The 26,928-nt window shown below is 35.9% G+C and carries 21 protein-coding genes, 6 tRNA genes, 1 other RNA gene, 1 pseudogene, 1 riboswitch and 1 other annotated feature; of the genes and pseudogenes, 27 read left to right on the top strand and 2 right to left on the bottom strand.

Annotated elements, in window-relative coordinates; genetic code table 11:
- Positions 1–104: 104 nt before the first annotated feature.
- From sppA to ACYQ3D_RS10940, 12 genes and pseudogenes are all read left to right on the top strand, one after another.
- Positions 105–1,097, top strand: coding sequence for a signal peptide peptidase SppA (sppA, locus tag ACYQ3D_RS10995; protein WP_459838412.1), 993 nt, complete (start codon positions 105–107; stop codon positions 1,095–1,097).
- Between the two features lie 75 nt (positions 1,098–1,172).
- Positions 1,173–1,371 (top strand) — a binding site (T-box leader).
- Positions 1,372–1,448: 77 nt separating this feature from the next.
- Positions 1,449–2,606, top strand: a complete 1,158-nt coding sequence (locus ACYQ3D_RS10990; RefSeq protein ID WP_459838411.1) for a pyridoxal-phosphate-dependent aminotransferase family protein — start codon at positions 1,449–1,451, stop codon at positions 2,604–2,606.
- On the top strand, positions 2,606–4,192 hold the full coding sequence (gene serA / locus ACYQ3D_RS10985) for a phosphoglycerate dehydrogenase (RefSeq protein ID WP_459838410.1): 1,587 nt from the start codon (positions 2,606–2,608) through the stop codon (positions 4,190–4,192). The genes ACYQ3D_RS10990 and serA overlap by 1 nt, the downstream gene beginning before the upstream one ends.
- Positions 4,193–4,215: 23 nt before the next feature.
- On the top strand, positions 4,216–5,502 hold the full coding sequence (gene serS, locus ACYQ3D_RS10980; RefSeq protein WP_459838409.1) for a serine--tRNA ligase: 1,287 nt from the start codon (positions 4,216–4,218) through the stop codon (positions 5,500–5,502).
- 96 nt (positions 5,503–5,598) lie between these two features.
- Positions 5,599–5,689 (top strand) — tRNA-Ser (locus tag ACYQ3D_RS10975).
- Positions 5,690–5,806: 117 nt separating this feature from the next.
- Positions 5,807–5,901: transfer RNA gene (locus tag ACYQ3D_RS10970), tRNA-Ser, on the top strand.
- A gap of 423 nt (positions 5,902–6,324) precedes the next feature.
- Positions 6,325–6,582: pseudogene (locus ACYQ3D_RS10965) on the top strand ((2Fe-2S) ferredoxin domain-containing protein); the annotation flags it as partial.
- Positions 6,583–8,274, top strand: a complete 1,692-nt coding sequence (locus tag ACYQ3D_RS10960) for a [Fe-Fe] hydrogenase large subunit C-terminal domain-containing protein (RefSeq protein ID WP_459838408.1) — start codon at positions 6,583–6,585, stop codon at positions 8,272–8,274.
- 2 nt (positions 8,275–8,276) lie between these two features.
- A complete protein-coding gene (locus ACYQ3D_RS10955; protein ID WP_459838415.1) occupies positions 8,277–9,431 on the top strand; it encodes a SpoIIE family protein phosphatase in 1,155 nt (384 codons plus the stop codon).
- A gap of 16 nt (positions 9,432–9,447) precedes the next feature.
- On the top strand, positions 9,448–9,684 hold the full coding sequence (locus tag ACYQ3D_RS10950) for an NAD(P)H-dependent oxidoreductase subunit E (protein WP_459838407.1): 237 nt from the start codon (positions 9,448–9,450) through the stop codon (positions 9,682–9,684).
- Positions 9,685–9,745: 61 nt separating this feature from the next.
- Positions 9,746–11,257, top strand: coding sequence for a 4Fe-4S dicluster domain-containing protein (locus ACYQ3D_RS10945; RefSeq protein ID WP_459838406.1), 1,512 nt, complete (start codon positions 9,746–9,748; stop codon positions 11,255–11,257).
- A gap of 18 nt (positions 11,258–11,275) precedes the next feature.
- Entirely contained in the window at positions 11,276–11,917 is a 642-nt protein-coding gene (locus ACYQ3D_RS10940) for a redox-sensing transcriptional repressor Rex (RefSeq protein ID WP_459838405.1), read from the top strand.
- Positions 11,918–12,733: 816 nt separating this feature from the next.
- Here ACYQ3D_RS10940 and ACYQ3D_RS10935 read toward each other — a convergent pair.
- Together ACYQ3D_RS10935 and ACYQ3D_RS10930 are read right to left on the bottom strand one after the other, a co-directional pair.
- Entirely contained in the window at positions 12,734–13,081 is a 348-nt protein-coding gene (locus tag ACYQ3D_RS10935) for a hypothetical protein (RefSeq protein WP_459838404.1), read from the bottom strand.
- Between the two features lie 5 nt (positions 13,082–13,086).
- Entirely contained in the window at positions 13,087–14,154 is a 1,068-nt protein-coding gene (locus ACYQ3D_RS10930; protein WP_459838403.1) for a ParM/StbA family protein, read from the bottom strand.
- Between the two features lie 309 nt (positions 14,155–14,463).
- Here ACYQ3D_RS10930 and ACYQ3D_RS10925 point away from each other — a divergent pair.
- The 15 genes from ACYQ3D_RS10925 (at position 14,464) to ACYQ3D_RS10855 (ending at position 26,679) form a co-directional block, all read left to right on the top strand.
- A tRNA-Ser gene (locus ACYQ3D_RS10925) sits at positions 14,464–14,554 on the top strand.
- 193 nt (positions 14,555–14,747) lie between these two features.
- Positions 14,748–14,842: transfer RNA gene (locus ACYQ3D_RS10920), tRNA-Ser, on the top strand.
- Between the two features lie 4 nt (positions 14,843–14,846).
- A tRNA-Arg gene (locus tag ACYQ3D_RS10915) sits at positions 14,847–14,923 on the top strand.
- Between the two features lie 23 nt (positions 14,924–14,946).
- A complete protein-coding gene (gene tadA / locus ACYQ3D_RS10910; RefSeq protein WP_459838402.1) occupies positions 14,947–15,396 on the top strand; it encodes a tRNA adenosine(34) deaminase TadA in 450 nt (149 codons plus the stop codon).
- Positions 15,397–15,483: 87 nt separating this feature from the next.
- Positions 15,484–15,574 (top strand) — tRNA-Ser (locus ACYQ3D_RS10905).
- A gap of 149 nt (positions 15,575–15,723) precedes the next feature.
- Positions 15,724–15,986, top strand: an RNA gene (ffs, locus tag ACYQ3D_RS10900) — signal recognition particle sRNA large type.
- A 179-nt stretch (positions 15,987–16,165) separates the two neighbouring features.
- A complete protein-coding gene (gene dnaX / locus ACYQ3D_RS10895; protein ID WP_459838401.1) occupies positions 16,166–17,881 on the top strand; it encodes a DNA polymerase III subunit gamma/tau in 1,716 nt (571 codons plus the stop codon).
- A gap of 23 nt (positions 17,882–17,904) precedes the next feature.
- On the top strand, positions 17,905–18,213 hold the full coding sequence (locus ACYQ3D_RS10890; protein ID WP_459838400.1) for a YbaB/EbfC family nucleoid-associated protein: 309 nt from the start codon (positions 17,905–17,907) through the stop codon (positions 18,211–18,213).
- A 12-nt stretch (positions 18,214–18,225) separates the two neighbouring features.
- Positions 18,226–18,831: a recombination mediator RecR gene (recR, locus tag ACYQ3D_RS10885; RefSeq protein WP_459838399.1), complete on the top strand. Its 606-nt coding sequence runs from the start codon at positions 18,226–18,228 to the stop codon at positions 18,829–18,831.
- A 131-nt stretch (positions 18,832–18,962) separates the two neighbouring features.
- Entirely contained in the window at positions 18,963–22,535 is a 3,573-nt protein-coding gene (gene nifJ, locus ACYQ3D_RS10880; protein WP_459838398.1) for a pyruvate:ferredoxin (flavodoxin) oxidoreductase, read from the top strand.
- Positions 22,536–23,059: 524 nt separating this feature from the next.
- Positions 23,060–23,290, top strand: coding sequence for a DUF2508 family protein (locus tag ACYQ3D_RS10875; RefSeq protein WP_459838397.1), 231 nt, complete (start codon positions 23,060–23,062; stop codon positions 23,288–23,290).
- Between the two features lie 397 nt (positions 23,291–23,687).
- A complete protein-coding gene (locus ACYQ3D_RS10870; RefSeq protein WP_459838396.1) occupies positions 23,688–24,260 on the top strand; it encodes a 2-oxoacid:acceptor oxidoreductase family protein in 573 nt (190 codons plus the stop codon).
- Positions 24,260–24,541: a pyruvate synthase subunit PorD gene (gene porD / locus ACYQ3D_RS10865; protein WP_459838395.1), complete on the top strand. Its 282-nt coding sequence runs from the start codon at positions 24,260–24,262 to the stop codon at positions 24,539–24,541. The genes ACYQ3D_RS10870 and porD overlap by 1 nt, the downstream gene beginning before the upstream one ends.
- Positions 24,542–24,564: 23 nt before the next feature.
- On the top strand, positions 24,565–25,746 hold the full coding sequence (locus ACYQ3D_RS10860) for a transketolase C-terminal domain-containing protein (protein ID WP_459838394.1): 1,182 nt from the start codon (positions 24,565–24,567) through the stop codon (positions 25,744–25,746).
- 12 nt (positions 25,747–25,758) lie between these two features.
- On the top strand, positions 25,759–26,679 hold the full coding sequence (locus ACYQ3D_RS10855; protein ID WP_459838393.1) for a thiamine pyrophosphate-dependent enzyme: 921 nt from the start codon (positions 25,759–25,761) through the stop codon (positions 26,677–26,679).
- Positions 26,680–26,784: 105 nt separating this feature from the next.
- Positions 26,785–26,886: riboswitch (purine riboswitch) on the top strand.
- Positions 26,887–26,928: the final 42 nt, after the last annotated feature.

Genomic DNA, 26,928 nt, shown 5'->3' with positions numbered 1-26,928 from the left:
ACCAGGAAATTACTATTTTTTATTTAATTATATATAATGGATTTATAAATTACTAAGTTATTGGTTAACCTAAATATTAGTAAAATAGGAGGTTACAACAATAGATGAAGGTTGATCTTAAGTATTTAGCTGTTGGTTTATTTATTTTTCTTTTAGTGGGCGTTTTATCGATTGGTGGTCTAGGATATTTAATAATTAATAGTCTTGGTGACCAACCTGAACCTAAAAATAGTATTGCAGTAATTAATGTTAATGGGCCAATTATGGCTGGTAGTAGTAGTGGGATTTTAGGCGGAGCGCAAGCAAATTCTAACCAAATTATGAAGCAGATTAATCAAGCTAAGGATAATGAGAATATAAAAGGAATTTTACTGAGGGTTAATACTCCTGGTGGTAGTTCAGCTGCCTCTGATGCAATTTATAGTGAATTACAGAAATTTAAAGAAGAAACTTCTAAACCAATAGTAGTTTCTATGGGGGATATGGCAGCTTCAGGTGGTTATTATATTTCAGCTGCTGCGGATAGGATTTATGCTAATCACAATACTATAACAGGTAGTATTGGTGTGATAATGAAGTTTGCTAATTTAGAAAAGATGTATGATAAGTTAGGAGTTGAATACCTTACTTTAAAGAGTGGTCCTCATAAGGATATTGGTAGCTCTAATCGAGATATGACACAGAAAGAAAAAAAGATCCTCCAAGAAATGATTAATAATGCTTATCAACGTTTTGTACAGATAATAGTTGCTGGGAGGGATCTACCTGAAGAAGAAGTTAAAGAAATAGCTGATGGTAGAATCTATGATGGAAAACAAGCTCAAAAGTTAGATTTAGTTGATCAATTAGGTAACTTTTATGATGCAGTTGATAAAGCTGCTCAATTAGCAGATATTAAAGGAGAACCTAATCTAGTTCATTATGGTCGGCAATCACCAATTGACCGGTTACTCGGTTCAGCTAATCAAATAATAAGTTACTTGGTATCAGATCAGGTTCTATCAGAGAAAATGAATTCTATTACGCCGCAAACTTCTAATCTGCTTTATAAATATGTTGCTCCTGCTAAGAAAGCAAAACTAGAGTTGGATTATTAAAGTCTGTGCTTGAATTATAACTAATAATACTGTATAATAAATCATAAACTGATTATGGAATAAAATTAAAAATTGGTAAACACAAGGAATAGAAATAGTAGACTCACTTCTTATCTTAGAGAATCGACAGCTGCTGAAAGTCGATGTAAGAGGGGGTTGAATCCATCTAGGAGTGGTTAGTGAATTCAAGCTATACCGGTTTGATACCGTTATCATCAGTAAAGCGGATCCTATGATCAAGTAGGGTGGTAACGCGAGACCTCTCGTCCCTAGCAATCCAGTGGAGATTGTTATGGAGGAGATTTTTTTATTTGGGATAGTATTTTTAGTAGTGAGAAGGGAGTGGAAAGAATGAAGGAAAAGAGAACTTTAATGTTACCTGGGCCAACTCCTGTACCGGAGAAAGCTCGCCAGGCAGGAGCGCAAAAGGTAATTGGTCATCGTGAACCAGAATGTGATGAGTTAATAGAAGAGGTGACTGCTGGTTTAAAATATGTCTTTCAGACAGAAAATGATGTTTTAGTTTTAACTTGCTCAGGTACTGGAGGATTAGAGGCTTCAATTGCTAACACTTTATCAGAAGGTGATAAAGTGTTGTCTTTATCTACTGGAGCTTTTGGAGATAGATATGCCACAATAGCAGAGCGGTATGGTATTAATGTAGACCAGATAGAGTTTCCTTGGGGGACGGCAGTTGATCCAGATTCAGTTAGAGAAAAATTGGAACAAGACAATAATATTAAAGCTATTTTAATGACTCATAATGAAACTTCGACTGGAGTTATCAATCATCCCCAACTAATTGGTGAATTAGCTACTGAACATGATTGTTTATTATTAGTTGATGCAGTAAGTTCTTTAGGCGGGATTGAATTAAAGACTGATCAGTGGGGAGCTGATGTAGTTGTTACTTCTTCCCAGAAAGCATTAATGACTCCTCCCGGTTTATGTTTAGTTAGTGTTAGTCCTAAGGCTTTGGCAGCAAGAGAAAAATCCGATTTGCCTAAGTTTTATTGGGATTTTAAACGGGCTAAAGATCGTTATGATCGCGATAGTCAGACTCCTTCTACACCAGCTGTTTCTACTTTATATGTCTTACGAGAAGTATTAGCTGAGATCCAAGAGGAAGGATTAGAAAATGTATTTCAACGCCACCGGCTAGTTACTAAAGCTATTAGAACTGGAGCTAAAGCTCTAGGATTAGACTTATTAGTTACTGAGGAAGAGATTGCTTCTAAGACTGTAACAGCTATTAAAGTACCAAGTGGTATAGAATATAGCACTTTAAATCAGAGGTTAAAAGAAGAACATAATGTTTATATTACTGGTAGTAAAGGAAAATTAAAAGGAGATTACTTTAGAATTGGCCACTTAGGTAATGTTAGTCGGACTGATGTCTTATCCACTATTTCTGCTTTAGAGTTAGTTTTGAGTCAAGCGGGAGTAGATGTGGAATTAGGAGCAGGTCTGCAGGCAGTCCAACAAGTATTTAAGGAGGAGAGAAGATAATGAAAGTATTAGCTAGTGATCCAGTTTCTCAAGCAGGTTTAGACTTACTAGAGGAGAATGGAGTAGAGGTTACTTATAATACAGAATTGTCTTACGAAGAATTGCTAGAAGAGATTGGCAAGTATGACGGAATTATTTTGCGGAGTATGACTCCACTAAATGAGGAAGTTTTAAGTCAGGCTGACAATTTGCAGGTGATTGCTAGAGCAGGATCTGGGTATGATAACATCGACGTAGAGGCTGCTTCTCAGCGAGGTATTGTAGTTTTAAATACTCCTGGAGAGAATACTATTTCAGCAGCTGAGCAAACAATGAATTTAATGTTAGCTATTTCTCGGAATACTGTTCCTGCAAATAAGTCAGTTCGAGCTGGAAACTGGGAAAGAAATAAGTATATGGGCGTAGAATTAAATCAAAAGACCTTAGGAATTATTGGTTTAGGTAGAGTAGGAGGAGCGGTAGCTAAAAGAGCTAAAGCTTTTAATATGCAAGTTATAGCTAATGATCCCTATATTCCGGAAGAGAGAGGAGCTAAGTTAGGAGTAGAGTTAGTTAGTAAAGAAGAGTTATATCAGCAAGCAGACTATATCACTATCCATACGCCACTAACTGATGAGACTGATCATCTGCTTAATGAAGAGACATTTGCTCAAATGAAAGATGGAGTTAGGATTGTTAATGCAGCTCGTGGTGGGTGTGTGGATCGGTTTGATTTAGCTACAGCAATTGAATCTGGTAAAGTAGCAGCGGCTGGACTGGATGTCCATGAAGAAGAACCACCAGGAGAAGATTATAATTTATTTAAATTTGAGGAAAGAGTAACTGTTGCGCCGCATTTAGGTGGTACGACAGTAGCAGCTATGGATAATGTAGCTATTGAAGCTGCTGAACAGGCGTTAATGGTCTTAAATGATCAACAACCCCGAACTCCATTAAATATTTCTAGATTACAACCAGAGGAGTTAGCTCAGATAAAACCTTATATTAATTTAGGGGAAAAGTTAGGTGCTTTTTATTCTGAGTGGAATGAAGAACGGATAGTAGATTTAGAAATAGTTTACGAAGGGGAGATTGCGGAATATGATCTAGAGCCAGTAACTAACGGAGTCTTACAAGGGTTACTAAATCCTATTTTAGATGAAGAAGTTAATAGTGTAAATGCAGAGATGATTGCTCAAAAAAGAGGAATAAAGATTTCTGAAACTAAAAGATCTACTAGTAAAGACTACTCTAGCCTAGTTACTCTTAAAGTAGAGAGTGAACTAGGAGTTAAGAAATTAGCAGGTGCTGTCTTCCATGATCAACAGCTACGGATAGTCCAAGTTAATGATTATGAAGTTGATGTAGTTCCTCAAGGAACCTTGTTAGTTACTAACCACCAAGATCAGCCTGGGGTAGTAGGTAAGGTAGGAACTTTACTAGGTAGTAATCAAGTTAATATTGGAAGTATGCAGTTAGGTCGTAACGAACAAGGAACTGCTACTATGGTATTAAATATTGATCAAGATATTAGTCAAAGTTTAAAACAGGAATTATTAACGATAGATGGAATGTTAGATATTAGTGTGTTAACTCTAGATAATTAGTTAAATTATAAAGGAGGGCAATGATGTTAGATTTAGAATTTGTTAGAGATAATATTGAATTAATTAAAAAAGTTTTAGATCAGCGAGGTACTGAAGCTCCTATTGAAGAATTTAGCGAAGTTGATAATAAGAGGCGGGAGTTAATCCAAGAAGTAGAAGAATTACAACAGCAAAGAAATGAAGAATCAGCCAAGATTGGTCAGTTAAAAAGAGAGGGGAAAGATGAAGAAGCAGAAGAGATAATTCAACGGATGGGCCAAGTTGCTGATCAGATTACAGAATTAGAAGGACAGGTAAAAGAGTATAACCAACGTTTACAGGAGATTATGCTCCAAATTCCTAATATTCCTCATCCAGATGTTCCTGTAGGGGAAGATGAATCTGATAATGTCTGTAATCGGAAGTGGGGGACACCACCAGAATTTGATTTTGCACCTCAAGCTCATTGGGATTTAGGGACAGAACTTGATATTTTGGATTTTGAACGAGGATCTAAAGTATCTGGATCTAGATTTACCTTCTTAAAAGGGGCTGCAGCAAAATTAGAACGAGCTCTAATCTCGTTTATGATTGATATTCATACTCAAGAACATAATTATGATGAAGTATTTCCTCCTTTTATGGTCCATGAAGATAGTATGTTAAGCACAGGACAGCTACCTAAATTTGCAGAAGATGCTTTTAAGGTTGAGGATACAGATTATTATCTGATTCCTACTGCTGAAGTGCCAGTAACTAATATGTACCGAGATCAGATTTTAGGTACAGACGAATTGCCGATTTATCATGTAGCCTACAGTGCTTGTTTTAGAGCTGAAGCAGGAGCTCACGGTCGGGATACTAGAGGTATTATCCGCCAACATCAATTTAATAAAGTAGAAATGGTTAAATTTGTAGAGCCCGAGGACTCTTATCAGGAGTTAGAAAGATTAGTTGAGAATGCAGAAACTATTTTACAGAAGTTAGAACTTCCTTATCGCGTGATGGATATGTGTACTGGAGATTTAGGATTTACTGCTGCTAAAAAATATGATCTAGAAGTCTGGATGCCTAGTTATGATACTTATCGGGAAATCTCTTCTTGTAGTAATTTTGAAGATTTCCAAGCCAGAAGGGCCAACATTAGGTATAGACCTGAGCCAGAAGCTAAAGCACAACACGTGCATACTTTAAATGGATCTGGTTTAGCAATTGGGAGAACAGTAGCAGCAATTATGGAGAATTATCAAAATCCGGATGGTAGTATTACTATTCCGGAAGTATTACAGCCTTATATGGGCGGACAAGAGAAGATTACTGCTAATAGTTAATAAAGATAATTAGAAGTCAGCTGTTAATAGCAGTTGACTTTGTTTTTTTCTTGACAAGCTAGTGAAAATAGTTTATAATAATAAGTGCTGTAATTTGGAGGGGTGTCCGAGTCCGGCTTATGGTGGCAGACTTGAAATCTGCTGTACGTTCTGCGTACCGTGGGTTCAAATCCCACCCCCTCCGCCAATAACAATTTGCAATTAATAATTGATAATTGACAATTAAGGACAAATAAATAATAAAATTTAAATTATTTGAATTTAACTCTAAATTGTCCATTGTCAATTCTCAACTAAATAACGTGGAGAGGTACCCAAGTGGCTGAAGGGGCGGGTTTGCTAAACCTGTAGTAGGGCTTCAACGCTCTAGCGGGGGTTCGAATCTCCCCCTCTCCGCCAATTATTATCCCAAATCGGGATGTTTTTTTATTTTTTGGAGAGGATAAAATATAATTGATATATTGTGTCACCAGAGGTGACACAGTCGTCAGCTATCTGCTATGAGCTATCAGCTAATTCAAAACCTTTAAATTCAAGGTCTAGTCTTTTAAGATTACTATGTTTTCAGAGGTTTAATTAAGTTTATGATTTTGAATTAAAGAATTTGACTTGGCTCACGACACATAGCAGACGACAGATAGCTGATATAAAGTGGCACTTTCGTGCCACTTTATATCAATAATTATTAACTTTTTAAAAATTATCTCTTTTAACTTCAGGGTTGTAAATGAATATTAAGTATGGTAGTATAATACTAAGAAATAGTTGGTCTAGCAGTTTATTTTTTGCAGTTATTGTTAAAAAAATCACAAAAGGGTTGGTAACATGAAAAAAATTGTAGTTTGTGTTGGGAGTAGTTGCCATTTAAAAGGAGCGCCGCAGGTAATAGAAAAATTAAAGCAGTTAGTCAACAACTACGAAGAATTAGAGATTGATTTAAGTGCTTCTTTTTGTACAGGTAAGTGTACAGAGGGTTGTAAGTCAGGAGTAGTGGTTAAATTCGATGATCAAGTAGTAACTAATGTTACGCCAGATAATATAACTGATATTTTTAAGTCCCAACTTAAAGGGGAGATTTAAATGAGTATTATTCAGCTTAGCGAATCAGATTGTAAAGATTGCCATAGATGTATTAGAAATTGTTCTTTGAAAGCAATTGCGAATCAAGGAGGACAGGCGGAAATAGTAACTGATCGCTGTATTTATTGTGGTCAATGTATTGAAGTCTGTCCTCAAAATGCTAAAGAAGTTACTAATCAATTAACTCAATTAGAAGTTGGTCTAACTGACAAGAAACTAGTAGCTAGTATAGCTCCTTCTTTTGTGGCTGCTTTTGATTGTCAGCCAGGACAGGTAGTAGCTGCCTTACAGGAATTAGGTTTTTTTGCTGTAGAAGAGACGGCTATAGGAGCTAATGTAGTAGCTAAGTATTATAATGATCTAGTAGCTAATCGAGATAAACCACTGATTTCAGGTTGTTGTCCCGCTGTAGTTAATCTGATAGAAAAGCATTATCCTAAATTAATTCCTTATTTAGCTCCTGTTGTGTCTCCTATGGTAGCTCATGGAAAATCAATCAAGCAACGCTATGATGATGTTGAAGTGGTCTTTATTGGCCCTTGTATTGCTAAACTTGATGAAATAACTTGGGCTAGTTCAGAGGGAGCTATTGATGTAGCTATTACTTTTGAGCAACTACAGCAATTACTAACTAACAAAGATCTAACTGCTGCTAACTTAGACGCAGTTTCCTTTAATAAATCAGTTACTTCTTGGTCAGCTGCTTTCCCAGTGGAAAGTGGTGTTTTAAAGGCTGCTCAGCTAGAATCGAGTTTTAATAATAAAATTTTATCAATTTCAGGATTAGAAGAATGTATTAATACATTTCATGATTTATCTGCTGGTGAGATTAGCCCGCAGTTTATTGAAGCTATGGCTTGTACTGGAGGTTGTATTAATGGTCCAGGTTTTTCTTCTTCCTTAGGAGTAACTGCTCGTCGAAAGCAGATTATTGATTATACTCAAAATAAAACTAGTCAGGAAGCTACAGCAACAGAATTAGAAATTGATTTATCTTGTAGTTATAGTAATCGAAAACCTGAAGCTGATAAACCAACAGAAAATCAGATTAGATTAATTTTATCTCAGCTTGGGAAATTTACTCCAGAAGATGAATTGGATTGTGGCGGATGTGGTTATGATTCTTGTCGGGAGAAAGCTATTGCTGTCTACCAAGGATTAGCTGAGATTAGAATGTGTATTCCTTATATGAAAGGAAAGTCAGAGTCACTAGCTGATTTAATCGTTGAATCCTCTCCTGATGCAATTATTGTTGTGGATAAGAATATGATTATCCAAAAGTTTAATCCGCAAGCTTATCAGTTATTTAATCGAAAAGAGGAATTTCCAATTGGAAATAAGTTATATAGTTATATTGACCCGGCAGATTTTGTAGAAGTCTGGGAGACTAAACATTGTATCTCCCAAAAAAAGGTTGAATATGAACAATATGATGTGGTAGTAGAAGAGTCTATTTTTCCATTGCCTGATTATGAATTAATAGTAGGCATCTTGACTGATGTTACTAAAAAGGAAAAACACAGAGAGAAGGTAGCTCAGATGAAGGAGACTACCTTAGAAAAAGCTAATGCTGTAATCAACAAACAGATGAAAGTAGCCCAAGAGATTGCTGGTCTGTTAGGGGAGTCTACTTCAGAAACGAAAGCTATTCTACATGAAGTTACAGAGTTAATGAAGGAGGAGGAACGGTAGTGATGCATGTAGAAACTGGTGCTGCTCGTATTTCTAAAGCGGGAGAAGAGTTATGTGGTGATAAGGTAGAGATAGTAAGTAATAGCGAATCAACAATTATAGCTCTTTCAGATGGCTTAGGCAGTGGGGTGAAAGCTAATATTTTATCCACTTTGACTACTAAGATAGCTAGTGGATTATTAGAAAGAGGGATTCCTATTGAAGAAGTAGTGGAGACAATGACTAATACCTTACCTGTCTGTCAGGATAGAGAATTGGCTTATTCTACTTTATCTGTTTTGCAAGTATTTAATAATGGGCAGTGTTATCTAGTAGAACTTGATAATCCTACTTCCTTTTTGATTAACCAACAAAATGAAATTTCTCAGATAGAGATGGAAGAGAGGCAGATGGCAGATAAGCAGATTAAAGAAGCTCATTTTAAGTTGGACCCTGGAGATATGATAATATTAGTTAGCGATGGGGTAGTCCATGCAGGAATTGGTGGCCTGTTGAATTTTGGTCTTGGTCGGGAGGGAGTAGCTGACCATCTCCAAAACTACGTTACAAAATACGATAGTAGTAATAAAATAGCTCAGAAATTAGTGCAGTTATGTGAAGCCTATTATTGTATGGAGCCTGGAGATGATACTACAGCTGTTGTAGTTAAGTATAGATCACAAAGACAGGTTACCTTATTTACTGGGCCTCCTAAAGACGAAACAGATGACCCAGTAGTAGTCGAAGAATTGATTACTGATGATAGTAATAAAATAGTTTGTGGGGGGACAACAGCTCAGATTGTTTCTAGAGAGCTTGGGGCTGAGTTAGAGGTTGAGTTAACTTATCATGATCAAGAGAAAGAGATTCCACCTGTTTCTAAGATAGAGGGAATTGATTTAGTTACTGAAGGATTACTGACTTTAAATAAAACTTTAGACCGATTGAATGATGCTCACTGTCAGGAAGATTTACCAGAGCAACAGGATGGAGCCACTAGATTAGCAAGGTTATTATTAAAGAGTGATTATGTGCGGTTGTTAGTAGGGCAATCAGTTAATCCAGCTCACCAGAGTCTTAAGTTACCTGAAGAGATGGCAATTAGAAAGCAGATTGTGAATAAATTAGTTAAGCTACTAGAGAAACGAAATAAGACAGTTGAAGTAGAATGGTACTAAAAAGGAGGGCTGAATTATGAAACTAAAGATTTGTGTAGGGACGCCTTGTCATTTGATGGGAGCCCAGAAATTGATTTCTATTGCCCAAGAATTTAAGGTCAAAGAAGGAGTTGATTTAGATATTGAAGCAGTTAGTTGTCTGGAAGAATGTGAAGAGGCTCCAGCAGTTGAGTTAGCAGGTCGGATTCAAGCTCCTTCTATTCCCCAGGATTTAATTGATTTGATTAAAGCAGAATTGAATTATTCAGATTAAATTGGAGATTAATATTGAGCTTAAATAATAAGATCTAATAAATTTATAAGGAGGGTGGATAATGGCTCAAGACATATCAGAAATTACTAAATTAAGACGTAAGGTATTAAAGAGAATAGCTAAGTTAGCTTTAGATAATAGATTAGAAGAAGATATCAATCAATTACCTAAGGATATTATTCCCGAAGAGGGTTTGGGTTATCGGTGTTGTGTGCATAAAGAACGAGCAATTGTTAAAGATAGAATTAAATCAGCTTTAGGTGTAGCACCTAATCAGAAAGTAGATGATCTGACTGAGATAGCAAGAGAGGCACTAACTCAAGAAGAAGTAACTGAACCTATAGTTAATGTTTTAGATATTGCTTGTAATCGCTGTCCTTTGGATAAGTATAGAGTCAGTGACGCTTGTCGTAACTGTGTTGATCATAGTTGTATGAATACTTGTCCCCAAGATGCTATTGTGATTGTCCAGAATCGAGCTTATATTGATCAGGATAAATGTGTAGAATGTGGTTTATGTAAACAGTCTTGTTCTTATAATGCTATTTTAGAGATGACTCGTCCTTGTGAATCTGCTTGTGGTGTTGATGCTATTACAGCTAATAATCAGCGTCGTGCTAATATTGATCAAGATAATTGTGTCGCTTGTGGTTCTTGTATTCAAGGTTGCCCTTTTGGAGCTATTACTTATAAATCACAGGTTGTCCAGACTATTAAAGCGCTACAAGAGACAGAGACAATTGCTATTTTAGCTCCTTCTTTTGTGGGGCAGTTTGGTGCTGAGGTAAGTCCAGCTCAGATAAAAACTGGATTGACTGAGTTAGGATTTACTGGAGTGCATGAAGTAGCTCTGGGAGCGGATATTGTAACTATTGAAGAGACAAAGGAGTTATTGGATAAGTTGCCTGCTAAGCAGGATTACTTAACTACTTCCTGTTGTCCTTCCTTTTTAACTTTGCTCAAGCAGGAGTTTCCAGGACTTATTGAGAAAGCATCCAGTACAGTATCTCCTATGATAGCTACAGCTAAAGCATTACAGGCCCAAAAACCTGAAGCTAATATAGTCTTTATTGGCCCTTGTATTGCTAAAAAAAATGAAGCTATAGCTTATGATACAATTGATAATGTATTGACTTTTGAAGAGTTAGGTTCTATATTTGTAGGGGCCGGAATTAATTTAGTTGATGTTGAGCCAGCTGTTGAGTTTAGAGAAGCTTCTGCTGACGGAAGGACTTTTGCTCGCACAGGTGGTTTAGTTAAGGCCGTTACTAGTACGGCAGACAAAATAGATCCTAACCGAGAGTTTGCTACGATTAAAACAGAAGGTCTTGCGGAATGTCTACAGACTTTAAGGTTGGCCCAAGCTGGTCAGTATGAAAATTGCTTTATTGAAGGTATGGGTTGTACAGGTGGTTGTGTAGGTGGTCCTGGTGCTTTGATGGATAGTAAAGTAACGACTAAAGAAGTTAATGATTTTGGTGCTCAGGCTACAACCAAGGAATCTGTAGAGAATAAGACGGCTCAACAAATAATAGATGAATTAGGGGCAGAAGAATTTCATCGTCATGATTAATAAGGAGGCAAGTGATAAATGGTTGCTGAAGAAGGAGAGTCCATTGTTGTTCCTACTGCTGTAATCAAGCGGTTACCTAAGTATTATCGGGCTTTAGAGAAATTAGTAAATGATGGTGTAGAACGCATATCATCGCAAGAATTAGGCGAGATTGTAGGCGTTTCTGCACCGCAGCTACGTCAGGATTTAAATTATTTTGGCAATTTTGGTCAACAAGGTTATGGTTATAATATAGCTAATCTACATCAGGCTTTAGCTAAGATTATGGGGATTGACCAAAAGAGTGATATGGTATTAGTAGGAGTTGGTAATTTAGGTCAAGCTTTAGTTAATTCGACTGATTTTGACCGAAGAGGGTTTTATTTATCAGCTATTTTTGATATTAATCCCCACTTAATAGGTTTGAAAATCGATGGTTTAGAGGTTAAAGATGTTCAACACTTAGAGGATTATATTAGAGGGCAGGAGATTAAATTAGGTATTATAGCTGTCCCAGAAAAAGCAGCTCAAGAGGTAGCTAATATGATGATTAGAGGGGGCATAACAGGAATCTGGAACTTTGCTCCAGTTGATCTTAAAGCTCCTCAACATGTAAATATAGAAAATGAGCATTTAACTGAAGGATTATTGCGACTCTCTTATCAGATAGAAGATGAATAATTGATATTCTTTCAAAATTGTTATTGACAAACTAAATCTTCGCTATTATTTAATTGAAGATAATAAATAATACTTTTTATAAGAAATGTGAAAAAAAGAACAATTGTTAAGAAGTAGGATTTAGCTCTCTTTTTTAATCTAATTTAGGTTGTTGAAAAAGTAACTTTGCTACTGATTTTAATTAAAAAATGGAACATAATTGATATATTGTGTCACCGCAGGTGACACAGTCGTCAGTCGTGTGCTGTGTGCTGTCAGCCAATTCAAAACATTCAAATTCAAAACCTAACCCTTATAATTCCTATATTCTAAAGGGCTGAACTATATCTATGGTTTTGAATTGAAGAATTTGACTTCCTACGAGTCCTTTGGACTCTTCGTGAAGATCTGCTCACGACACACCCTACAGGTCTAGAAAACAGACCTTCCGTAATAAAAACCATTTGCAGACAGCTGATAGCTGATATAAAGTGGCACGAAAGTGCCACTTTATATCAATAATTCTCATTATAAAAAAATAAGATTACTTAATAATTTAATTATTCAACAAGGTGAATCTAATTGTTAAATAAATAATAAAAATATAAACTTAAAGAAGAACAAGTCGAGGAAAGATCTGCTGCGCAAAAGATAGTTGATCAATTGATTAGTCAGGCTCAAGAGACCAAGAAGAATTAGCTACAATGAACCAAGAAGAGATTGACCAGATAGTAGAAGAGATTTATGAAAGAGCTTATGATAGAACAGAAGAGCAGATAATGATATAAGTTTATATAATAGATTACTGGGCCAACATTAATGTTGGCCCAGTTGATATTAAATGTGGTCTAGTTGTTCAATTATCATATCTTGAGTTTTAGCTTGTTCTTCAGAAACTTCATTAACTAATTGTTCTTCGGTATCTTGTTGATTATTAGTTGTTACTTCTTCTAACTTGAGTTTTTGGATTACATAACATAATACTTCCTCTTTTAATTCCTCTTTATTTTCTTTTGCAATAGTACCTGTTTCGTATCTATATAAAGAGGTAACTAATTTTCTGATGAAATCTGCTTTATTGCCTGCGTGGTTATAATACTCATTTTTTAGCCAGTTTAATGTTTCATCAGGCATATTTTTACTGGAAAAAGTAACATCTATCCGCAGTTTGAATTCCTTAGTCATAGTATCTACCCCTCGTTTTGCTTCTTATTATAAATGGTTTCCGCTCGCAATAAATAACCTAGAACATTTGCTAGTTGCGGATTAGGAATAATTTCAATTCCTATTTTACCAAATTCTTCTTTAAGATATGATTTTAAAAAACTTCCGCCTCCTCCTACAATTAATATTTGGTTGATTAAGCTGATAAAATCGCGCCATTCATTTCTAGTAGTTTTAAATATTTCTCTAGCTAGATTTTGATAGCAGTTATCTACTATATCTCTAATTGACTTTTCTTCTTGGTTATAAGTTATAGTATCTTGGTTATTGATTACTGCATTTCGAATCAAGTTTTCATCTATATTGAGGCTTGTACTAATTGATCTAAAGACATTGGATATCCCAATATCTGAACTAAAAGGGGATTCATCAATTATCTCGCCACAATTATAGGCTAGTCCATCTGTTGTTCTACCGCCAACGTCAATAATAGCAATTTTGTTCTGCATTATATCTGAGCTATCATTCTGGTTGAGATAATATAGTAATGCCCCAGCAGCTTGGGGAATTACTACAATATCATCAATTGTATAGTAGATAGTAACTTTCTTTCCCTTTTGATTAGTTATTCTAGCTTTAAATTCTCCCTCAAATCTTTCTTTCATTTTTTGTTTATGATCTCTGTGGTGTTGAATCGGTAATCCAGTTACCAATTGGTCAATATGAATTCTATTAGCATTAGGATATAAAGTGGATAAACCAGCTAATAATTTAGCTAGTTCTTCTTGTGATTGATATTTGTTTGCTTCATAATTATAACCTCCTTTTTCTAACTGGTTAATTATGTAATCCCCAACCATGAAGTCATACCAGTTGTTATCTCCGTCTTCGACTTCTATTAACATTCGTTCTTTAGAAAAACCATGGTTGATTCCTAATTCTTTCTTATCAATAATGTTAGCACTTCTTTTTTTAGCCAAACTAGGAAAGGTTAAAGGTGCTTGGTTTGAGTCTTTCATTTGGTTGGTGATTATTTTACAGGTGTCATATCCTGAATCCCAGCCACAGTAAGAGACGTTAACTCCTATCCCCATTCTTACCACCCTTTCAATATTTTTACATCTAATTAAATTATAATTACTGAGCCGAGGGTAGTCAATAATATTTTCGAATTTTTCCGATTAATTCGGAAGCAAGAATGATTTTTATGGAAAAATAAAGAAGAATCACCGATCATTTCGGTTATAAGCCGGGTTTAGTATTTAAATTTACATAATTAGGAATTTGACTTACTGATAATATTATGCTAGAATGTTAACTGTCGCTTGATAAGAGAAAAAAGAACTTGAGGATTTTTCTTGACAAAAATCTTAAAATATCATATAATTATTAAGCGTCATTGTGGAGGGGTGTCCGAGTCCGGCTTATGGTGGCAGACTTGAAATCTGCTGTACGTTCTGCGTACCGTGGGTTCAAATCCCACCCCCTCCGCCAATAACAATTTACAGTTAATAATTGATAATTGACAGTTAAAATAATTAATAAATAGTTTGAGATTGAGTTTAAGATTAAGTCAACCATAAAACCTGATTTAGCAGTTACTCAAGCTTTAAAGTCTTTTTATTATTTGATTTAGTTTTGAATTCAACTGTAAATTGTAAACTATACACTGTCAACTAAATACCGCGGAGAGGTACCCAAGTGGCTGAAGGGGCGGGTTTGCTAAACCTGTAGTAGGGCTTCAACGCCCTAGCGGGGGTTCGAATCTCCCCCTCTCCGCCAATCTGTGCTCGTAGCTCAATTGGATAGAGCGTCTGACTACGGATCAGAAGGTTGGGGGTTCGACTCCTCCCGAGCACGCCATTTTAATTAATAGGAGATAAGTTATGAATACTGATCAAGATTATATGCGATTAGCTTTAGAGGAAGCGAAAAAGGCTTTTGCTAAAGAAGAAGTTCCAATTGGTGCTGTAATAGTCAAGGACAAAGAAGTTGTAGCTAAAGCCCATAATTTGAAGGAAAGATTACAGGATCCTACAGCTCATGCTGAGGTATTAGTTGTTAAAAAAGCAGCTCAAGCACTTGCTAGTTGGCGTTTAATAAATTGTAGCTTATATGTTACTATTGAGCCATGTTCTATGTGTGCTGGAACTCTAGTCCAGTCTCGAGTTGAGCAACTGGTTTATGGTGCTAGGGACCCTAAAGGTGGAGCAGCAGGTAGCATTTTTAATATTGTAGATAATGATAAATTAAATCATAAATTAAGTGTTAAATCTGGAGTTTTAAAGGAAGAATGTAGTCAATTGATGAAGGATTTTTTTAAACAACTTAGATGATTTTTGATGTAGTTTAAGTTTAAGATTGAGTTTAAGGGCCTAATAAGCTGGAACTTAACCTTAAGCTTAAACTAATTGAAGAATTGAGGAGAGGTGTCCGAGTCTGGCTTAAGGAGCCCGCCTGGAAAGCGAGTAAGGGTTTTAACGCCCTTCGAGGGTTCGAATCCCTCCCTCTCCGCCCTTAAATCAAAGATTATCTTTTTATTTTAACTGCATTTGCCATAATTTGGTTGTTGACTTTTGATGATAGATATGTTATTATTTAAAAGTAGAGATGATGAAAAAATGAAATAGTAATAAAGGCTAGTTGCCTTTATATAGATCTGGTCGTGCTAAACGGGGTGGTAGCGGTGCCCTGTAACCCGCAATCCGCTTAGCGGGGTTGAAGTTTGCCTTAGCCTATTACTTGTAAGGTCTGGCTTAAGCAAGTGGCGTTGACGATTGGGTCCTACGCAACGAAGCGTTGCTAATCCCGTCAGATCCGGAAGGAAGCAGCGGTAAGCAAATGTCTTCGTGTGCCGTAGGGGTACCTGATCCGAGTTAACTGTTTAAGTAACGCTTAGAGGAAATAGGTGCAGGTAGATGCACGGCCATTAGTATTTTAGGGTTGGTTTAGAGTTCAGCTTGGGTTTGAGATTAAGTTTAAGTCTAAGTTTAAGTTTGAGATTGGGTAATTATTTACTTGATCTTAACCTTATACTCAATCTCAAACTTGACCTTGATCTTACCCTCATTCTTGACTAATTAATTAGCTGGAGGTAATATATAAATGTCCTATGTTTCACTTTATCGTAAATGGAGACCACAGGATTTCTCTGATATTGCTGGACAGCAAAATGTAGTTCGGACGTTACAAAATGCAATTCAAATGAATCGAATTGCTCATGCTTATTTATTTTGCGGGCCCAGAGGAACCGGGAAAACAAGCACAGCTAAAATATTATCTAAAGCTTTAAACTGTGTTGAAGGGCCAACTGTAAGTCCTTGTAACAAGTGTGAAGTGTGTAATAAAATCACCAATAATAACTCAATTGATGTTATTGAGATTGATGCAGCTTCTAATCGCGGAATTGATGAGATTCGTGAGTTACGAGAAAAAGTAAAGTTTTCTCCTACTGAAGGCAATTATAAAGTATATATTATAGATGAAGTACATATGTTAACTACTGAGGCTTTTAATGCTCTCCTAAAGACTCTAGAAGAGCCACCAGATTATGTGATCTTTATTTTGGCTACTACTGAACCACATAAGCTATTACCTACTATTTTATCTCGCTGTCAACGTTTTGATTTTAGTAGATTATCAATTCCCGATATTAAACAAAGATTAGCTTATATCTGTAAGCAAGAAGAAATTGAATTTTCTCTAGCTGCTTTAACAGCTATTGCTCGGAATGCTGAAGGTGGTATGAGAGATGCAATCAGTATTCTAGACCAGACGATTTCCTTTAGTGGAGCCAAAGTTACTGGTGATGATGTAGCTTCTGTGTTAGGGATGGTGGATAAAGATATTTTATTTGATTTAACAGCCATTATGCACCACCAACAAGTAGAAGAAGGGCTAGAATTAGTAACTGAGGTTATTGATCAAGGTAAGGATATCCGCCAGTTTATCAATGATTTAATTTATCATCTCCGAAATTTATTACTGATTAAAGAATGTAGTGGGGCTGATAAATTAGTTGATTTTACTGCTGATACTAAAGAGCACTTACAACAACAAGCTACTAAATTGCGGATTCGGCAATTATTGCGGTGGATTGAGATTTTAAATGAACTGGATTATAAATTAAAAGATACCACTCAACCTAGAGTTGTTTTAGAGATGGGACTAGTTAAGTTGATCAAGCGTAATACAGATAAGTCCTGGGATACAGTTTTAGATAGGTTAACTCACTTAGAGGATATAGTAGAGCAAGAAAAGTTAGTTACTAACCAACAGACGGGTAACCAAGATACAAGTAACCAAGGTACAGAACTAACAGAGCAGAAACTAGATTCTGCAACAGAGAAATCTACCCCAGAAGATACTACTCAGGAGAAGGTACAAGAGAAGCAGCAGGATAGCTCTGAAAGCTCTGAATCATCAACTGCTCCAGAGGCAGAATTAACTTTAGAGCAAGTCCAACAGCACTGGGACCAAGTACTGGATTACTTAAAGGAACAACAGATTATGACCTTACATTCAGTACTCAAACATAACACTATTTTAGTTAGTCTAGAGCATAAACAGTTAGTTATTGGGTTAGAAAAAAAGAGTGATTTTTATAAAGAAACGTTAAAAAAGGGAAAAAGTACTCTCCGAAAGATTTTAAATAAATTTTTAGGGGTTAATTTGCAGGTTAAGTATGATTTTTCTAGAAATAATAATCAGGAAGAGAAACAGGAGTCTAAGTCAAAAGAAGAAGTATTAGATCATCCTGTGGTTAAAGAAGCAGTAGAGAAGTTTGCTGGTGAAGTTGTTCAGGTCGAGTCTGTGAATTAAATTTATATAAGGAGGCGTAACTTATGGATATGCAAAAGATGATGAAGCAAGCACAAAAGATGCAGAGTAAAATGAGTGATATGCAAGAGGAGTTAGCTGATGAGACGTTAGATGCTTCTGCTGGAGGCGGAGTAGTAACAGTAACAGTTAATGGGAACCAGGAAGTTGTCGATATTGATATCGACCCTGATGCTGTAGACCCAGATGATGCTGAGATGTTAGAAGACTTGATTTTAGCAGCTACTAATGAAGCAATGAGAGAAATGCAAGAGATGGTAGACCAAAAAATGGGACAATTAACTGGTGGTATGGATCTGCCTGGTATGTTTTAAGGGGCTTAAGTAATGGACTATTACGCTCAACCATTATCTCAACTAATTGGTCAATTGACTAAATTACCAGGGATTGGTACTAAAACCGCTCAAAGATTAGCATTTTATATTCTTAAGATGGAACCTGAGGCAGCTAATGATCTAGCTGATTCAATTTTAGAAGTCCAAGAGAATCTAACTTATTGTTCAATCTGTCATAATTTAACTCAAGATGATCCGTGTCCTATTTGTAGTGATTCCCAACGTAATCGAGAAACCATTTGTGTGGTAGAAAAGGTAGAAGATATTGTAGCTATGGAGAAAACTGGGGAGTATAAGGGGTTGTATCATGTACTCCATGGCTCTATATCTCCTATGGATGGAGTTGGCCCTGACGATATTAAAATTAAGGGGTTATTAACTAGACTGCAAGAGGAAGACCAGGAGGTAACAGAAATCATTTTAGCTTCTGATCCTAATGTTGAAGGAGAAGCTACAGCAATGTATATTTCTAAACTTCTAAAGCCTTTTGAAGTGAAAGTAACAAGGATTGCTCATGGTCTACCAGTTGGTGGGGATTTAGAATATGCTGATGAAGTTACTTTATCTAAAGCTTTAGAGGGAAGACAAGAAATTTAGCCACATTGTTGTGGCTTTTTTTGTTTTTTAAATTTATAAATAACTGTTTCAAAATCTTGACTACTTATATTAGTTGTAGTATACTAAAAATGCATAGATTTAAAATATAGTAAATAAATAGGAGGGAAAAAATGAGTAAAGAAATGAAAACTATGGATGGAAACCAAGCTGCTGCATATACGTCTTATCCATTTACTGAAGTAGCTGGTATTTATCCTATTACACCATCATCTCCGATGGCAGAGTATGTTGACTTATGGGCTTCAGAAGGTAAAGAAAATTTATTTGGACGACCAGTTAATGTTGTAGAAATGCAATCAGAAGCAGGTGCTGCTGGTACGGTACATGGTTCTTTGCAAGCTGGTGCTTTAACTACTACTTATACTGCTTCTCAAGGTTTATTATTAAAAGTTCCTAACTTATATAAGATAGCTGGAGAATTATTACCAGGAGTTGCTCATGTAGCTTCTAGATCAATAGCTTCACAGGCATTATCAATCTTTGGTGATCACCAAGATGTAATGGCTGCTCGTCAGACTGGTTGTGCTATGTTAGCAAGTGGGTCAGTACAAGAAGTTATGGATTTAGGTGGAGTTGCACATCTAGCTGCAATTGAAGGAAGTATTCCGTTCATTCATTACTTTGATGGTTTCAGAACTTCTCATGAAATTCAAAAGGTTGAAGTAATGGATTATGATGTATACGATCGATTATTAGATAGAGAAGCTGTTCAAGAGTTTAGAGATGATGCTTTAAATCCTGAACATCCAGTGACTCGTGGATCAGCTCAAAATGATGATGTATATTTCCAATCTCGAGAAGCTCAAAATAAATATTATGAAAAATTACCTGACATTGTTGCAGATTATATGGAGGAAATTTCTGAAGAGACTGGCCGTGATTATGCTCCATTTACATATTATGGGGCAGAAGATGCAACTGATATTATTGTTGCAATGGGATCAGTAACTGAAACTATTGAAGAAACAGTTGATTATTTATTAGATCAGGGACGTAAAGTAGGATTAATGACTGTTCACTTATATCGTCCATTTAGTACTAAATATTTTCTTGATCAGTTACCAGAATCTGTAGAAAGAATTGCTGTTTTAGATAGAACAAAAGAACCTGGTTCTGAAGGAGAACCATTATACTTAGATGTTAAATCAGTCTTTTATGACCAAGAAGATACTCCAGTAGTTGTTGGTGGACGTTATGGATTATCTTCTAAAGATACTAACCCTGCTCAAATCATTGCTGTATATGATAACTTAGCAGGAGAAGCTAAAGATAACTTTACAATAGGTATTGAAGATGATGTAACTAATTTATCTTTACCTGTTGAGGAAGAGGTTAATGTATTATCTGATGAAGTTACAGAATTATTATTCTTTGGTTTAGGATCAGATGGTACTGTAGGTGCTAATAAAAATACAATTAAGATTATTGGAGATAATACTGATTTATATGCACAAGGTTACTTTGCTTATGACTCTAAGAAGTCTGGTGGTGTAACTCGTTCTAACTTAAGATTTGGTCCAGAACCAATTCGTTCTACTTATTTAGTATCCAATCCAGACTTTGTAGCTTGTTCTGCTGATTCATATTTAGGTAAGTATGATATGTTAAGTGGTTTAAGAGACGGTGGAACATTCTTATTAAATACAGTTAGTGATGCTGAAGAAATTGTAGAAAATATGCCTAATAGTGTTAAGAAAAAATTAGCTGAAAAAGATGCTAATTTCTATATTATTGATGCACTTAGTTTAGCTCAAGATATTGGATTAGGTCATAGAATAAATACTATTATACAATCTGCATTCTTTAAATTAAATGAGCAGATTTTGCCTTATGATAAAGCTCAAAAGCTAATGAAAGAATATGCTAAGAAAGCATACGGACGTAAAGGTCAAGAAATTGTGGATATGAACTGGGAAGCTATTGATAAAGGTGCTGAAGAATTAGTAGAGATTGCAGTTGATCCAGCTTGGGCTGATTTAGAAGTAGAAGAAAGTAATGAAGATAAAGAAGTTATAGAGAAAAATTGTACAGATGAAAATTGTAAAGAATTTGTTGAAGAGATTGCTGAACCAATTAATGCAATTGAAGGTTATGATTTACCAGTATCTGCATTTGAAGGTTATGAAGATGGTACAATGGAAAATGGTACTGCTGCTTGTGAAAAGCGTGGTGTTGCTAACTTTGTTCCACAATGGAATGCAGATAATTGTATTCAATGTAATCAATGTTCTTTTGCCTGCTCTCATGCATCAATCAGACCATTCCTAATGGATGAAGAGGAGATAGCTGACGTTTCTGAAGAGATTGAAACTATTAAGCCGATTGGTATTGACGTAGATGGAGATGAAGTAGAATATCGTCTACAAGTTTCACCATTAGATTGTACTGGTTGTGGGGTTTGTGTTGAAAGATGTCCTGCTCCAGAAAAAGCATTAGAAATGGTACCAATCAAAGAAGCTATTGATGCTGGTGAAGCAGATAAAGCAGAGTATATATATAATGAAGTATCATATAAAGATGATAAATTATCATCAAATAATGTTAAAGCTTCACAATTTGCTAAACCATTATTTGAATTCTCTGGAGCTTGTGCTGGTTGTGGAGAAACTCCATATGTTAAATTAATTACTCAATTATTTGGAGATAGAATGACAATTGCTAATGCAACTGGATGTTCTTCAATTTATGGAGGCTCTTATCCAGCAACACCATTTACTAAAGACGAAGATGGTAGAGGGCCTGCATGGGCAAATTCATTATTTGAGGATAATGCTGAATTTGGATTTGGTATGAGAATTGCTTCTGAAACTATTCGTGATAGAATAGAAGATATTATGGTTAACACGAAGGATGAAGTAGATTCTGAATTACAAGATTTATTTAATGAATGGATTGAAAATCGTAATAATGGAGAGAAGATTAAGGAATTGAAGCCTAAATTGGTTTCTGCATTAGAAGATACTTCTTGTGAAGAAGCTAAGAAGTTATTAGATCTTCAAGATTATATAGTAAAACAATCTAACTGGATGATCGGTGGCGATGGATGGGCTTATGACATCGGTTATGGTGGCTTAGACCATGTAATTGCTAGCGGTGAAGATGTTAATATCTTAGTAGTAGATACACAAGTTTATTCTAATACAGGAGGTCAATCTTCTAAAGCTTCTCAAGCCGGTTCTATTGCTGCCTTTACTGCTTCTGGTAAAGATGGTAAGAAGAAAGACTTAGCTGCTATGGCTATGACTTATGGTGATGTATATGTAGCTCAAGTTTCTCATGGTGCAAGTCAATCTCAAGTATTAAAAGCCATGGTAGAAGCTGAAGCACATGATGGTCCATCAATTATTATTGCTTATTCACCATGTATTAATCATAGAATTAAAGGTGGATTAAATAAAGGTCATAAACAAGCTGAGTTAGCTACTGAATGTGGATATTGGCCAACATTCAGATTTGATCCTTCCTTAGCAGAAGAAGGTAAGAATCCGTTCCAAATTGATTGTGATGAACCTAATTGGGATAAGTATCATGATTTCTTACAGAATGAAAGACGTTATTCTCAATTGAATAAAATTAATTCAGAAGAAGCTGATGAGTTACTTGAAGCTAATATAGAACAAGCAAAAGAACGTTGGAAAATGTATCAACGTTATGCTGCAATGGATTACTCTGACGAAGAATAATAATTTCAAATTAGATTTAGTAAAGCAGTGGGGATATCCCCACTGCTTTTTTTTATGGTGTGCTCTGTAAATTATGAGAATAGCAGGTGAAAATTCTGTCTATGCTGTTTTAGTTGTGTCGGTACTCACAGTAACAGGGTGTCTACTGTGAGGTGGAATCTGAATAGTTTGAGGCGTGTAGCAGTCCTGAATAAAAGATAAACCAGAGGAGCATAATAATCATGACGATCCACCATATCAGAAGTCAGATAGTATCATAGTAGTGATGATAGTTGGTCCGAGTCAGGATAAATCCAAATTATTGTGTGGAAGATTGGTAGGTTACTATGACCTACTTCCTGTAATGGGGCAATGGAACGGAAAGCAGTTTACGAGAGAACCGTCTGCGATGTTTGTAGAGGGATCCCAGTTGTGAGGCTGGTCCTACTCCATTTAGCTAATAAATATAAACTAATATTTTTTATTTGATAAGGATATGCTATATATAGGTTATTCTTATAATTAATGAAAATGGGGAGGATATTATGACTTTTGAAATTATAGATAGAGTATTAAACACTTCTAATTTACCTCCAGGAACAGATGATAGTTTAGAAGAAGAGATAATGGAAACTCAAGAAGAGCTTAATAATGCTCGGAAGTATTTTAATTCTGTATCTGATCCTGAATTAGTGGATTATGCAACTTATATACTCAAGGCAGCAGAAAGTAAACATGCATATTTACTAAAAAAGAAAAAAGATAAGCAAAATTAACTTATATTAGATAAAGTAATATAGATTGTTGAATAAAGGATTTTTACCAATAATAAATTGTTTTATTTTCATAATATATTTCAGTCCTTTACCATTCAGTCAATATCCTGCTTTCAAAGGGCATAGATACCCTAGTGTCCTGACAGACACATGGTGTGTTGGTTTGAATGAAGGATCTTCACTCTCGAAACTCCCCCTTATATTATCCTAATCCGGGCTAATTTTATAACTGATACTATATCCTAATACTGAGTATTATCACCAGGATGTTGATGGGAGTATCATGTAAGAGTCATTTTCTGAAATATATTGTTTATAGCAATTACAAATTAATTATTCAATAAGGTGAAAGTAATAATAAAAGATTATCTTAGCTTTTATGAAAGGAGGAGCATAGATGGCAAGTTTAACTGAAATTCGTTGGCATGGAAGAGGTGGACAAGGGGCTAAGACTGCTTCTATTTTATTAGGTAAAGTTGCTGCTAAGACTGGTAAGCATATTCAGGCTTTTCCTGAATACGGCCCAGAGCGAATGGGTGCTCCAGTATTAGCATATAACAGAATTAGTGGGGATGAAATTACAGTTCATTGTCAAGTTACGGAACCTAGTATTGTAGCTATCTTAGATCCGACATTATTGGATGTAGTAGATGTAACTGCGGGTGTTCCTGAGGACGGGGTAATTGTAGTTAATACTGAAAAAGAGGCAGGTACTATCAAAGACAAATTCGATTTTGCAGGTGAGGTCTGGACAGTAGATGCTTATGGTGTAGCCAATAAAGAAATTGGTAGACCATATCCTAATACACCTATGTTAGGTGGTTTGATGAAAGCTACTGATTTATTATCTTTTGAAGACTTCTTAAACCAAATTAAGGTTGAGTTAGAGAAGAAGTTTGCTCATAAGCCTGAAGTGGTTGATAAAAATCTTGCAGCAATTGAACGGGCTTATAAGGAGGTGGCTAAGTAATGGTTGAAGCAGGAGATGGTTATAAAGATATACCTAAAGGTGGTTTAATCTTAGAAGCTGGTAACGCTAAAAAGTATAAAACTGGCGGTTGGAGAACTAAGCGACCTCTTTTAAATAATGACAAATGTATTAATTGTCATTTGTGTTGGATTTTCTGCCCTGATTCTGCAGTTGTATCAGAGGATGAGGAAGTTACAGGATTTGATTATGACCATTGTAAAGGTTGTGGGATTTGTGCTTATGAATGTCCAGTCAATGCTATTGAGATGGATGATGAATAAAGAATTTGGAAGGAGGACTAAATATGTCTAAACAAGTTGCCTTAACTGGTAATGAGGTTATGGCTCAAGCAATGCGTCAGATTGAACCAGATGCTGTTTGTGCATACCCTATTACTCCTCAGACTGCAATTGTGCAGATGTTTTCTCAATTTGTAGCTGATGGAAAAGTAGATAGTGAATTTGTTACTGTAGAAAGTGAACATAGTGCTATGAGTGCGACAGTAGGTGCTTCTGCTGCTGGAGCTAGAGCAATGACAGCAACTGCTGCTAATGGATTAGCTTTAATGTGGGAGATTGTTTATATTGCTGCTAGTACTCGGTTACCAATTGTAATGCCGGTTGTTAATCGAGCTTTAAGTGGACCAATTAATATTCACTGTGATCACAGTGATGCTATGGGAGCTCGTGATTCTGGTTGGATTCAATTTTATGCTGAAAATGCTCAGGAAGCTTATGACAATGCTATTCAAGCTATTAGAGTATCTGAGCATGAAGATGTTATGTTGCCAAGCATGGTTAATATGGATGGGTTCATTATCAGTCATGCTGTTGAAGATGTAGAATTATTAGCTGATGAGGATGTTCAGAACTTCATTGGCGATTATAATCCTGATGAGACTCTACTAGATCCAGAAAATCCAATTGCTGTAGGTCCTTTGGATTTACAGGACTTCTATTATGAACATAAGATGCAACAAGTAGAAGCAAGTAAGAATGTTAAAGATGTTGTTTTAGAAGTTGCTGACGAATACGAAGAACTAACAGGTAGAGATTATGGTTTATTTGAAGAATATAAGCTAGATGATGCTGAGATAGCTATTGTTGCTTTAGGTTCTACTACTGGAACTGCTAAAGCTGCTATCAAGAATTTAAGAGACCAAGGTATCAAGGCAGGTTTATTAAAGATAAGATTATACCGTCCATTTCCTGCTGAGGAAATTGCAGAAGCTCTAGAAGACCTAGAAGCAGTAGCTGTTATGGATCGTGCTGAAACTTTCTCTACAACTGGTGGTCCAGTATTTGCTGACATTAGAGCTGCTCTTTATGATGCTGAGTCTGATGTAGAAGCAGTTAATTATGTCTATGGCTTAGGTGGACGAGATACTAAGGTGGAGCAGATTGAGTCAGTTTATAAAGATCTACAAGAAATTGTTGAGACTGGTGAAGTTAAGAATAGAATCAATCATCTTGGTGTCAGAGAATAGGAGGTGTGATGAATGGATTTAAAAGAAGTTGCAAATAAAGGTAATAGATTAACTGGTGGACATAGACTATGCTCTGGTTGTGGAGCAGGAACAATTACAAGAATGATTATGAATGCTAGTGATAACCCAGCTGTTGTAGGATGTGCAACTGGTTGTTTAGAAGTTTCGACTACTATTTATCCTTATACTGCTTGGGAAGATTCCTTTATCCATAATGCTTTTGAGAATGTTGCAGCTACTGTAAGTGGAGCTGAAGCTGCTTATCGTTCTCTTAAGAAACAAGGCAAGATGGATGAAGACTATGATTTCATTGCTTTTGGTGGAGATGGTGGAACATATGATATTGGTCTGCAATCTTTATCTGGAGCTATGGAACGTGGTCATGATATGGTTTATGTTTGTTACGATAATGGTGCTTATATGAATACAGGAATTCAGCGTTCTAGTGCTACACCCAAGGGCGCAAATACAACTACTTCTCCTGCTGGGGAAGTGATTCCTGGTAAAGAGCAGTATCGAAAAGAAATTACTGATATTATGGCTGCTCATGGTATTCCTTATGTAGCACAGACTTCTCCTTGGCGACCACAGGATATAATTCAGAAAGCTGAGAAGGCTTTTGAAGTTGATGGGCCAGCCTTTATCAATATCTTGGCTCCTTGTCCCCGTGGTTGGAGAAGTAGAGCAGAACAAGGTGTTGAGTTAACTAAGATAGCTACGGAAACTTGTTTCTGGCCATTGTTTGAAGTTGAAGAAGGTGAGTGGAATTTAAATTATAAGCCAAGTGAAAAGAAGGATATTGAAGCTTGGTTAAAACCACAAGGTCGCTTTAAACATTTATTTGAACAAGATAATCAGGAACTAGTTGAAGATATTCAAGCCCATGTTGACCAACGATGGGAAAATCTTTTACAACGATGTGGTGAAAAATAATTTTTCTCTAAAAGAGCCAACTATCAATAGTTGGCTCTTTTGCTATTAATAGTAGATTAATCACTTAAAAAAATATTTCACTTTGACATTCAGTAATAAACTTGATAAACTGAAGAAAAATTAAATAGTATAATCCTAAGAATATGGCTTAGGAGTCTCTACCAGGAAGCCTTAAACTTTCTGACTACCAGTTAAGAACTATGGTCCTAAGTATAACTAGGGAATTAATCCTTAATTGGTATGAGGTAG

The organism is Halanaerobaculum tunisiense, assembly GCF_054657635.1.
The sequence above is the reverse complement of the archived record's forward strand: the minus strand, read 5'-3'. Positions and strand labels throughout refer to the sequence as shown.

Coding starts and splice junctions, on each gene's coding strand:
- ACYQ3D_RS10855 (WP_459838393.1), top strand. CDS start 25,759: ATGGATTTAAAAGAAGTTGCAAATAAAGGTAATAGATTAACTGGTGGA.
- tadA (WP_459838402.1), top strand. CDS start 14,947: ATGAATACTGATCAAGATTATATGCGATTAGCTTTAGAGGAAGCGAAA.
- serA (WP_459838410.1), top strand. CDS start 2,606: ATGAAAGTATTAGCTAGTGATCCAGTTTCTCAAGCAGGTTTAGACTTA.
- ACYQ3D_RS10860 (WP_459838394.1), top strand. CDS start 24,565: ATGTCTAAACAAGTTGCCTTAACTGGTAATGAGGTTATGGCTCAAGCA.
- ACYQ3D_RS10930 (WP_459838403.1), bottom strand. CDS start 14,154: ATGGGGATAGGAGTTAACGTCTCTTACTGTGGCTGGGATTCAGGATAT.
- ACYQ3D_RS10875 (WP_459838397.1), top strand. CDS start 23,060: ATGACTTTTGAAATTATAGATAGAGTATTAAACACTTCTAATTTACCT.
- ACYQ3D_RS10870 (WP_459838396.1), top strand. CDS start 23,688: ATGGCAAGTTTAACTGAAATTCGTTGGCATGGAAGAGGTGGACAAGGG.
- ACYQ3D_RS10955 (WP_459838415.1), top strand. CDS start 8,277: ATGCATGTAGAAACTGGTGCTGCTCGTATTTCTAAAGCGGGAGAAGAG.
- nifJ (WP_459838398.1), top strand. CDS start 18,963: ATGAGTAAAGAAATGAAAACTATGGATGGAAACCAAGCTGCTGCATAT.
- ACYQ3D_RS10935 (WP_459838404.1), bottom strand. CDS start 13,081: ATGACTAAGGAATTCAAACTGCGGATAGATGTTACTTTTTCCAGTAAA.
- dnaX (WP_459838401.1), top strand. CDS start 16,166: ATGTCCTATGTTTCACTTTATCGTAAATGGAGACCACAGGATTTCTCT.
- ACYQ3D_RS10950 (WP_459838407.1), top strand. CDS start 9,448: ATGAAACTAAAGATTTGTGTAGGGACGCCTTGTCATTTGATGGGAGCC.
- porD (WP_459838395.1), top strand. CDS start 24,260: ATGGTTGAAGCAGGAGATGGTTATAAAGATATACCTAAAGGTGGTTTA.
- sppA (WP_459838412.1), top strand. CDS start 105: ATGAAGGTTGATCTTAAGTATTTAGCTGTTGGTTTATTTATTTTTCTT.
- recR (WP_459838399.1), top strand. CDS start 18,226: ATGGACTATTACGCTCAACCATTATCTCAACTAATTGGTCAATTGACT.
- ACYQ3D_RS10990 (WP_459838411.1), top strand. CDS start 1,449: ATGAAGGAAAAGAGAACTTTAATGTTACCTGGGCCAACTCCTGTACCG.
- ACYQ3D_RS10890 (WP_459838400.1), top strand. CDS start 17,905: ATGGATATGCAAAAGATGATGAAGCAAGCACAAAAGATGCAGAGTAAA.
- ACYQ3D_RS10940 (WP_459838405.1), top strand. CDS start 11,276: ATGGTTGCTGAAGAAGGAGAGTCCATTGTTGTTCCTACTGCTGTAATC.
- serS (WP_459838409.1), top strand. CDS start 4,216: ATGTTAGATTTAGAATTTGTTAGAGATAATATTGAATTAATTAAAAAA.
- ACYQ3D_RS10945 (WP_459838406.1), top strand. CDS start 9,746: ATGGCTCAAGACATATCAGAAATTACTAAATTAAGACGTAAGGTATTA.
- ACYQ3D_RS10960 (WP_459838408.1), top strand. CDS start 6,583: ATGAGTATTATTCAGCTTAGCGAATCAGATTGTAAAGATTGCCATAGA.